This window comes from Okeania sp. SIO2B9 (assembly GCF_010672505.1).
GTDB classification, from domain to species: domain Bacteria; phylum Cyanobacteriota; class Cyanobacteriia; order Cyanobacteriales; family Microcoleaceae; genus Okeania; species Okeania hirsuta.
Genome location: NZ_JAAHGK010000751.1, coordinates 1 through 3866 on the forward strand (window position 1 = coordinate 1; position 3866 = coordinate 3866).

The following is a 3866-nucleotide window of genomic DNA, read 5'->3' on the forward strand; positions in this document are numbered from 1 at the left end:
TACCATCAGAATTATACTGAACATAATTTAATACTTCTGTCATTGTGTCACCTTTAACAACGTGTTCGATTTTGTAACCTGAAGGGGTTAATTTAATATGCAAAACATTAACATCACCAAATAGGTTATGTAGATTACCCATTATTTCTTGATAAGCACCTCCAAGAAACATTGCTAGATAGTAAGGTTTAAAGATAGAAGCAATTTCTTTTGAGGAATTTTCTAATGTTTGACTTGCGAAATGTTCAGAATATTTCTCACTAACTTGAGTTTGAAGAGGATGTAATTCTAATAATGATTTGACATCTCGTAAATCGATAAATTTCTCAATTTTTCCATCACTATCGCAGGTAAGGTCAGCTAATATAGCTCTTTCTGTAGGTTCTTCATCTAACCTGTGAATAGGCATAATTGGAAATAATTGATTAATCGCCCAACTATCAGGAGCAGATTGAAAAACAGAAAGATTAATGTAATAAATAGATGCCATGATTTTTTCTAGTTCTTCTAAATCATCTGGAATATATTCAGAACCTTTTAATATCTCTTGAATTTTCTGAAAACATCCCCAATACAGTTGTTCTACTTTGGCGCGATCGCTAATACTCAGATATCCAAAATTAAATAGACTTATAGATTCTTCTTTGAATTGAATTGCATCGTGATATGCTTCCTGGTAATTATTTTTGTTAATAGATTGATAAGTTTCGTAGAGGTTTTGTAGAATTAAATGCTCTTCTTTTCCAACAATTTTAGGTTCTTCTTTTGGAACTTGACTAACTCCTAAAACATCAAAAATAAGAACTGATTGATGAGATGCAACAGCTCTGCCACTTTCACTAACTAATATTGGTGGTAATATATTTTTCTCTTCACAAGCTTCTTTAACTTCTGCCACAATATCATTGGCATAGTTCTGCATATCATAGTTTTTGGAAGCATAAAACTTACTTTTTGAGCCATCATAATCAACTGCCAAACCACCGCCGACATCTAAGTATTTCATATTAGCTCCTAGTTGAGCTAATTCAACATAAATTTGACTTGCTTCTCTAATAGCATCTTTAATTACACTAATTGAAGAAATTTGAGAACCGATATGAAAATGTAAGAGCTGCAAAGAATCTAAAATATCTGCATTTTTTAACTGATTAACAACTTGAATTATTTCCGGAATACCAAGACCAAATTTAGCGCGGTCGCCTGTAGTTCCTGCCCAACGACCGATACCTTTAGTGCTGAGTTTTACTCTAACTCCTACTACTGGTTTAATATTTAATTTTCGACTAGCTTCTATTACTAACTGTACTTCTTCTACCTGTTCAATCACAATTATTGGTGTTTTTCCTAATCTTTGAGCTAGCATTGCAGTCTCAATGTATTCTCGGTCTTTATAACCATTACAAATTATTAGTGAATCAGGAGTATTCAAAGTCGCGATCGCAATTAATAATTCAGGTTTTGAACCTGCTTCTAAACCAAATTTATGAGGCTTACCAAATTTAACAATTTCTTCTACTAATTGACGATTTTGATTACATTTTACTGGAAATACACCACGATAAATATTTTTATATTTATAACGAGCGATCGCCTTAGAAAAACAAGCATTTAAGCGCTCAATTCTATCTTCAAGGATATCGGAAAATCTAATAATTAAAGGCAATCCTATATTTCTTTGTTTAATAGATTCAATCAGTTCAAATAGGTCTATTGAACCTCCTAGATCGCCTTTAGGAGAAACTGTAATATGACCAGCAGAATTAATTGAAAAATAAGGATTACCCCAACCTTGAATTCTATATAATTTCTCACTATCTTCAATAGTCCATACTTTTTTTTGTTGAGAGTTTATCCGCTCGATTTCTGTTTTAGAAGTATTAGTTAATGATGTGTTATTTGAAATATCAGAAGTATTTTGATTTATAGTTGACTGTAAATCCATGATGTGTTTTACTTTTAATATACTAAGATTGCAATAATTGTAACTTAATTATCTGAATTTACAGGTAATTAAGCATCAGCGCTAGATATAGTAGCCAAAAACTATAGCACTATACTACAGGTAGTGTTTACTCTCATGCTAACCCATTGGAGACCTATTTAAAAAGAGATGGGGATATAGAGAGTATTTTTCAACAACGATTGACAACCAAAATCGTAAGCTATGGTGGGACAGTAGTGCTAGCTGACCAGTGGTTTCAATCATCCAAAACTTGTCATTATTGTGGTCGTATTAATCAAGAATTAAAGTTAAAAGACCGCACCGGGGAATTGTCCTCACTGTGGAATGAGAATAGACCGCGACTTGAATGCTGCACTGTTGTTATCTCAGTATGGGGAAATTAATCAATTTAATAGGGTAGGCTGTACCCGAATTTACGCTTGTGAACTGGAAGAGGGTGGCCTCCCAGGTTGAAGCAAGAAGCAAACATCTTTGACTGGCATTACCAGGTTTTACCGAGTTTTGCCGGAATTGTGTAGGTATTGTACAGCAGAGCGTCAAATCAGGTTAATCTGTATTGTGTATTCAGAAAATTTTTGAGGAGTATCAGTTTGGAACGCACCTTCATAGCTATTAAACCCGATGGTGTCCAAAGAGGACTTGTTGGCCAAATTATCAGTCGCTTTGAAACAAAAGGTTTTACCCTAGTTGGTCTAAAAATTATGAGTGTAAGTAAGGAACTAGCTGAAAAACACTATGAAGTTCATAAAGAAAGACCATTTTTTCCAAGCTTAATACAATTTATTACATCTGGCCCTGTAGTAGCAATGGTTTGGGAAGGTGAAGGGGTTGTGGCATCTGCGAGAAAAATTATTGGGGCAACTAATCCTTTGAGTGCTGAACCTGGTACAATTCGTGGTGATTATGGAATTAGTGTTGGCCGTAATCTAATACATGGTTCTGATGCGATTGAGACTGCTCAAACTGAAATTAGTCTTTGGTTTAAAGAGGAAGAGTTAGTATCATGGCAGCCAACTTTAACTCCTTGGATTGTTGAATAATATAGAGAAATAGAGAAAATTTTTCTTGTCTTAAATGTCTATGAGTTAGCTCCCTGATTTAGAGAGCTAACTTTTTCAATGCCATATTGAAATCTCAATAAATTTCAGCTTTATTTGCTCAATTTAGCAGGAATATTTGTCTGAAGAAATCCCTATCCTGTATAAATATAGAAATACTTAAAATATCAATTCTTAACTATTCTGAATAAACTATATATTTGGTTGATAATTCTAACTAATATAGCGACCTTAAATAGCCTTTGAATAAACGTTAGTCTGAGAAAATATATCTAAGTAGTCAAGCAAAATTAATTGTATATTTGACTCTCAGGTTCAAGTAGTTCTGTATCGTCATGGCAAATTAGGGCTGAAACACCTACTATACTAATTATCAATACTAATGACCACTTACCGAATATTAATAGTAGTTTAACTAATTTTATATTCTTGAAAATAATTTCTTTTTTGTCAACTTATGTTGACTTATATTAAGAATCTTATGAGATGTTTCAGGCAAGAGCAAACCCCGCAGCTAAATACATCAAATGCGTAGTGTAGAAAGAAGAAAAAAAATTAGTGTTTGTTTACAAGTTGTAAATTTGCCAATTACGGGTAAAATATGGAACATTAACTGCAAACTACAAATACAAACATTAGGAGTTTTGAACTATGCCTCTATCTGACACTCAAGTATTAGTTGCTCTAGTAATTGCTCTCATCCCAGGAATCTTAGCATTCCGACTCTCAACTGAGCTTTACAAATAAAATCTCGGTCAATTATCAAAATCTAAATTTGTCCTAACAGTTGCTTCTCAAGATACAGTAAAATTTTTGCTTTTTAGCAAAACTAAGTATGATAG

At 33.1% G+C, this 3866-nt stretch carries 4 protein-coding genes; 3 read left to right on the forward strand and 1 reads right to left on the reverse strand.

The features are described 5' to 3' along the window. Positions 1–1945 (reverse strand): biosynthetic arginine decarboxylase (speA, locus tag F6K13_RS22770; protein ID WP_287288470.1); only part of this gene is annotated, 1945 nt, incomplete at its 3' end. 200 nt (positions 1946–2145) lie between these two features. On the opposite strand from speA, the gene F6K13_RS22775 reads away from it, so the two are divergent. From F6K13_RS22775 to psaM, 3 genes are all read left to right on the forward strand, one after another. Next, positions 2146–2349, forward strand: coding sequence for a zinc ribbon domain-containing protein (locus tag F6K13_RS22775; protein WP_161564523.1), 204 nt, complete (start codon positions 2146–2148; stop codon positions 2347–2349). Between the two features lie 207 nt (positions 2350–2556). After that, positions 2557–3006 (forward strand): nucleoside-diphosphate kinase, encoded by a 450-nt coding sequence (gene ndk, locus F6K13_RS22780; RefSeq protein ID WP_124145004.1) that lies wholly within the window; start codon positions 2557–2559, stop codon positions 3004–3006. Positions 3007–3675: 669 nt separating this feature from the next. Next, positions 3676–3771, forward strand: coding sequence for a photosystem I reaction center subunit XII (gene psaM / locus F6K13_RS22785; protein ID WP_071525264.1), 96 nt, complete (start codon positions 3676–3678; stop codon positions 3769–3771). The last annotated feature ends 95 nt before the right edge of the window (positions 3772–3866 follow it).